Below are 5,266 nucleotides of genomic sequence, written 5' to 3' on the forward strand. Positions count from 1 at the left end.
CCGCCGCAGTGGGCGAGGCGCCCGATGCGCCCCACGCGCCGCCTCTCGCACTCCCTGCGCCTCGCGCGCCTCGCCCACTGCGGCGGAATCGAGCCCGGTCATGGCAAGTCCTCAGTTCGGTCACTGAACCTAGCTGTCCCGGCCACCGTAACACGGTAGGTTCGATGACTGAACCTACCGTCGGAAAGTGGCTACAGTGGAGGGCATGGCACTGGGCAAGGACTACGCGACACAGGAGTGCTCGATCGCCCGCGCGCTCGAGATCGTCGGCGAGCGCTGGACGCTGCTCGTCGTACGGGACGCGCTCTACGGCGTACGGCGCTACAACGACTTCCTCGTCCACCTCGGCATCCCGCGCGCCGTCCTCGCCGCCCGGCTCCAGACGCTGACCGCGGAGGGGATCCTGGAGAAGCGCCGGTACCAGGAGTCGCCGCCCCGCGACGAGTACGTGCTCACCGAGCGCGGCATCGCCCTGTGGCCCACCCTGCGCGCCCTCGGCGCCTGGGGTCGCGAGCACTTCACCGACGGCCGGCTGCGCTACTTCCGGCACGCCGACTGCGGCACCGAACTCGGCCCGTACGGCGAATGCGCCCGGTGCGGAACCATCGTGCCGGTCGCCGACGTTGTCATGGAGCCGGGTCCCGGTCTCGATCCGGACCCGGTGGATCCGATCAGCCGCGTGCTGCTCAAGCCGCGCCGGCTGCTGGAGCCCATGGAGACCGACCAGGCACAATCCGGTGCGAGGCGAGTACCGACCAGTGGAGTGGGGGGAGGGGGATGACGATGAGCCGGACCATCGACCGCGGCCCCGGCCGTGCCGTCGCGTTCCTGCTGGCCCCCCTGTTCTTCCTGCTCCCCCTCGCGCTCCTCGACACCGGGGGCCTCACCACCGCCGTCGCCCTCGCCGCGACCGCCGCCGCCGGTTCCGCGCTCGCCCTGTGCACCCTGATCGCCGCCGGCCGCGCACCCGCCGTACCGCCCACCCGTATCCGTACGGCGATACGCGACCGGGCCCGGCGTACGGCCTTCCTGCCCCAGCGTGATCCCGACGCGCGCGGCCGCCGCAGGCCCCGGGCGCCCGGGCGGACCCTTCCGGCGACCGCCGCGTAGGGCACGCTCCTCATATGCCGTGACCCCGCGCGGGTCGTCCTGCCGATCTCACTTTTCCCCGGCACGACGAGACCCCCGGAGGGCTCACCCATGTCCGTCTTCTCCGTGTTCGCACACCTGGTCGAGCGGCTCGCCGACCTGCTCGCACCGCTCTGCCACGGCTCCGCGACCGCCGCCGCGATCGTCCTGTTCACCGCGCTCGTACGACTCCTCGTCCATCCGCTCTCCCGTGCCGCCGCCCGGGGTCAGCGGGCCCGTGCCGCGCTCCAGCCGAGAATCGCCGAACTGCGCAAGCGGCACGGCAAGGACCAGGAGCGGTTCCGCAAGGCGCTGCTCGAACTGCACACCGAGGAAAAGGTCTCGCCGCTCTCCGGCATCCTGCCGAGCCTGCTCCAGCTCCCCGCGTTCTTCCTCCTGTACCACCTGTTCTCCAGCACCTCGGGCAACGCGCTGCTCGACCACCGGCTGTTCGCCGCGCCGCTCGGCGGACGGTGGGCCGACGCGCTCGCCGGGGGCGGGCTGTTCGGCGGCGCCGGGGTGGTCTACCTGGTGCTGTTCGCCCTGGTCGCGGGCGTCGCCACCTTCAATTACCTGCGCACGAAGAAGCAGATGGCGCAGAACCCGGTCATGGCCGCCGCCGGTGGCGAGGAGCAGGTGCCGGGGCTCGGCGCGGTCGGCAAGGTGATGCCGTTCCTGTCCTTCCTCACCCTGGTCAGCGTGGCCGTCGTACCGCTGGCCGCCGCTCTGTACGTCGTCACCAGTACGACGTGGAGCGCGGTGGAGCGGGCGGCGCTGTACCGGCAGCCGTAGCGGCCGGACCCGCCGGGGTTACGGTCCAGTACGTGAACAGGGTCTTGCCGGGTGGACGGGGTGATTGGAGGATCGTCCAGCCCTCCGACGGCCGCACACGTCGGCCGGGCGCCCGCGATCGAGGGAGAGGGTGACCATGAAGTTGCTGCGAGTGGGTACGACGGGGGCCGAGCGGCCCGCGCTGCTCGACGCCGACGGAACCCTGCGTGACCTGTCCGCACTCGTGGACGACATCGACGGATCGCTGCTCGCCGACGCCGCCGCGCTCGGGCGGGTGCGGGACGCGGCCGCCGCCGGTGGACTGCCCGTACTGGACGCGGCGAGGCTGCGCGTCGGGCCGCCGCTCGGGCGGATCGGGAAGATCGTGTGCATCGGGCTGAACTACCACGACCACGCGCGCGAGACCGGCGCCGAGCCGCCCGCCGAGCCGGTCGTCTTCTTCAAGGCGCCGGACACGGTGGTCGGGCCGCACGACACCGTGCTGGTGCCGCGCGGCTCCGCCAAGACCGACTGGGAGGTGGAGCTGGCCGTCGTCATCGGGCGGACGGCCCGGTACCTGGAGTCGGCCGAGGAGGGGCTCGCGCAGGTCGCGGGGTACGCGGTCGCGCACGATGTCTCCGAGCGGGAGTTCCAGATCGAGCGGGGCGGGACCTGGGACAAGGGCAAGAACTGCGAGACGTTCAACCCGCTCGGGCCCTGGCTGGTGACGGCCGACGAGGTCCCCGATCCGCAGCGGCTGTCGCTGCGGCTGTGGGTCAACGGGGAGCTGAAGCAGGACGGCACCACGGCGGAGCAGATCTTCCCGGTCGGCGAAGTGGTGCGCTATGTCAGCCAGTTCATGACGCTGTATCCCGGAGACGTGATCAACACGGGGACGCCGGCCGGAGTGGCGATGGGGCATCCCGAGCCGAAGCCGTATCTGCGGGCCGGGGACGTGGTGGAGCTGGAGGTCGAGGGACTCGGGCGGCAGCGGCAGGAGTTCAAGGACGCGTAGGCGCTCCGCCGGGGCGGCCGGCGGACGGGGCCTCGCCGTCGGGCGCGGTCGGTTCGTGGCTCCTCGCGCCCGCACGGCGGAGCCGTGCGTTCGGACGGCCCCGCGCCTCCGAGCCGGTCGGGGCCGGGGCACGCGTGCCGCGGCCCCGACCGGCTCAGGGCAGGGGAGACCGCCTCCAGCCAAGGGGGGTGACCCGGTCACCGCAGCAGCAAGGCCAGCCTGCGCCATTGCTCGCGGGGGATGGTGCGGCCCGTTTCCTCCGTGACGACCTGGAGGGCCACATGGTCGGCGCCCGCCTCGTGGAAGGCGTGCACACGGCGGCGGATCCGGTCGTCGTCGCCCCAGGCGAAGACCGCGTCGATGAGCCGGTCGCTGCCGCCGCCCGTGACATCGGACTCGTCGAAGCCGAGGCGGAGGAAGTTGTCGGTGTAGTTGGGGAGTTCGAGGTAGCGGGCCAGATAGGCGCGGGCGATCTCGCGGGCGCGGGTCGGGTTCTGCTCCAGGACGACCTTGAACTCCGGGGCGAGCAGCGGGCCTTGGCCGAGGATCTCGCGGGCCTGCGCGGTGTGCTCGGGGGTGACGAGGTAGGGGATGGCGCCGGCCGCGCGGTCCCCGGCCAGCTGCAGCATCTTGGGGCCGAGGGCGGCGAGGACGCGGCGGCCGACCGGGACACCGGCCTTGTCCAGCGCGTCCAGGTAGTCGACCATCGCGGAGTAGGGGCGGTGGTAGCCCTCCACCCGGGGCCCGTGGCTCACCCCGAGGCCCAGGAGGAAGCGGCCGGGCTGGGACGACTCCAGCCGGGCGAAGTCGGCCGCGGTCGTGGCGGCGTCCCGCTGCCACACGCTCTGGATGCTGGTGCCGACCGTGATGTGGTGGGTGGCCTCGATGAGCGGGGTGGCGTTCGCGGCGGTGCTGTTGCCGCCGAGCCAGATCGCGCCGAAGTCGAGTTCCTCCAGCTCGGCGGCGGCGTCCTCCTGCTCGCCGCGGCGCGCGGGGTCCTCCGCGCGCAGCGCGACGTCCCAGACGCCGTGTCGGCCGAGGCGTTGCTTCAGCGTGCCTGTGCTCTGACTCATGCGGGCGATCCCTCCGGAGGGTGGGGCGGTGCTGTTGTGATCATCACGTCTGTGCCCACTGCCAACCGGAGGGCGTTCCCGCTGATTCCCGGGTTCCCTCGGTCTGATCGCCCGGTTCCCTCAGTCGGTCGAACCGCCGGGGGACCGAGCCGGGCGGCCGAGGAACTTCTCCAGCGCCGCCACCACCAGCCGGTGGTCCTCGACCTGGGGCAGGCCCGAGACGGTCACGGCGCCGATGATGCCCGCCTGCTCCAGACGGATCGGGAAGGAGCCGCCGTGCGCCGCGTAGGTGTCCGCGTCGAGGCGGGAGGAGTTCTCGAAGGTGGTGCCCTTGGCGCGGAAGCGGGAGCCGACCAGATAGGAGGCGGCGCCGTAGCGCTCGACCACCCGGCGCTTGCGGACGATCCAGGCGTCGTTGTCCGGGGCGGAGCCGGGCAGGGCCGCGTGGAAGAGCTGCTGTCCGCCGCGGTGGATGTCGATCGCCACCGGCAGCCGGCGCTCACGGGCCAGCTCGACCATCAGGGAACCGAGCGCCCACGCGTCGTCGTACGTGAACCGGTCGAACGTCAGGCGCTGTTCCTGCTCCTCCAACTCCTCGATGGAGGGCGCGAGTTGCTGTTGCTGTGTGGTCACAGGGTCACCGTCACCTTCTCCTGGGCGGACCGGCGGGCCGCCTCCAGTACATCGAGGGCGGCGGCCGCCTCCAGGGCGGTCACCGGGTTGGGGCCCGCACCGGTGAGGGCGGCCGCGACGGCCGCGTAGTAGGCGGGGTAGTCGCCGGGCAGGGTCTTCACCGGGGTGCCGCCGCCGGTCAGCGGGGATTCACCGGCGCCGATCCGGCCGTACAGGGCCTCGGGCTCGGCGCCCCACCGGGGGCCGGGGTGCAGTCCCTCGCGCAGGGCGGCCTCCTGGGGGTCGAGGCCGTACTTCACATAGCCGGCCTCGGAGCCCAGCACCCGGAAGCGCGGGCCGAGTTGGGGGGTGGTCGCGGAGACGTAGAGGTGGGAGCGGACGCCGCTCGCATGGGTGAGCGCGATGAAGGTGTCGTCGTCGGCCTCGGCGCCCGGACGGCGGACGTCGGCCTCCGCGTACACCTCGGCCGCCGGGCCGAACAGCACCAGGGCCTGGTCGACGACATGGCTGCCGAGGTCGTAGAGCAGCCCGCCGATCTCCGCGGGGTCGCCGGACTCGCGCCAGCCGCCCTTGGGGCGCGGGCGCCAGCGCTCGAAGCGGGACTCGAAGCGGCGTACGTCGCCGAGCGCGCCGTCTTCGAGGAGGG

7 protein-coding genes are annotated in these 5,266 nt (G+C 72.8%); 4 read left to right on the forward strand and 3 right to left on the reverse strand.

Translation table 11 applies throughout. The features are described 5' to 3' along the window. The first annotated feature begins 205 nt into the window (after positions 1 to 205). The 4 genes from CCN72_RS31890 to CCN72_RS31905 all read left to right on the forward strand — a co-directional run bounded on the left by CCN72_RS31890 (position 206) and on the right by CCN72_RS31905 (position 2,914). Complete coding sequence (locus CCN72_RS31890) at positions 206 to 781, forward strand: winged helix-turn-helix transcriptional regulator (protein WP_208638158.1); 576 nt, start codon at positions 206 to 208, stop codon at positions 779 to 781. 2 nt (positions 782 to 783) lie between these two features. Further along, positions 784 to 1,110, forward strand: coding sequence for a DUF6412 domain-containing protein (locus CCN72_RS31895; protein ID WP_107430207.1), 327 nt, complete (start codon positions 784 to 786; stop codon positions 1,108 to 1,110). A gap of 90 nt (positions 1,111 to 1,200) precedes the next feature. Then, entirely contained in the window at positions 1,201 to 1,920 is a 720-nt protein-coding gene (locus tag CCN72_RS31900) for a YidC/Oxa1 family membrane protein insertase (RefSeq protein WP_086811655.1), read from the forward strand. A 136-nt stretch (positions 1,921 to 2,056) separates the two neighbouring features. Continuing rightward, entirely contained in the window at positions 2,057 to 2,914 is an 858-nt protein-coding gene (locus CCN72_RS31905) for a fumarylacetoacetate hydrolase family protein (RefSeq protein ID WP_086811656.1), read from the forward strand. 197 nt (positions 2,915 to 3,111) lie between these two features. Here the strand turns inward: CCN72_RS31905 and CCN72_RS31910 are convergent, their stop codons facing one another. The 3 genes from CCN72_RS31910 to CCN72_RS31920 all read right to left on the reverse strand — a co-directional run. Next, positions 3,112 to 3,987: an LLM class F420-dependent oxidoreductase gene (locus CCN72_RS31910; RefSeq protein ID WP_086811657.1), complete on the reverse strand. Its 876-nt coding sequence runs from the start codon at positions 3,985 to 3,987 to the stop codon at positions 3,112 to 3,114. Between the two features lie 120 nt (positions 3,988 to 4,107). Next, positions 4,108 to 4,620 (reverse strand): heme-degrading domain-containing protein, encoded by a 513-nt coding sequence (locus CCN72_RS31915; protein ID WP_085564914.1) that lies wholly within the window; start codon positions 4,618 to 4,620, stop codon positions 4,108 to 4,110. Beyond that, the coding region (locus CCN72_RS31920; protein ID WP_244174578.1) for a Gfo/Idh/MocA family oxidoreductase at positions 4,617 to 5,266 on the reverse strand (650 nt) is incomplete at its 5' end. The genes CCN72_RS31915 and CCN72_RS31920, both read right to left, overlap by 4 nt.

This window comes from Streptomyces murinus, assembly GCF_002154555.1.
Lineage (GTDB): Bacteria > Actinomycetota > Actinomycetes > Streptomycetales > Streptomycetaceae > Streptomyces > Streptomyces murinus.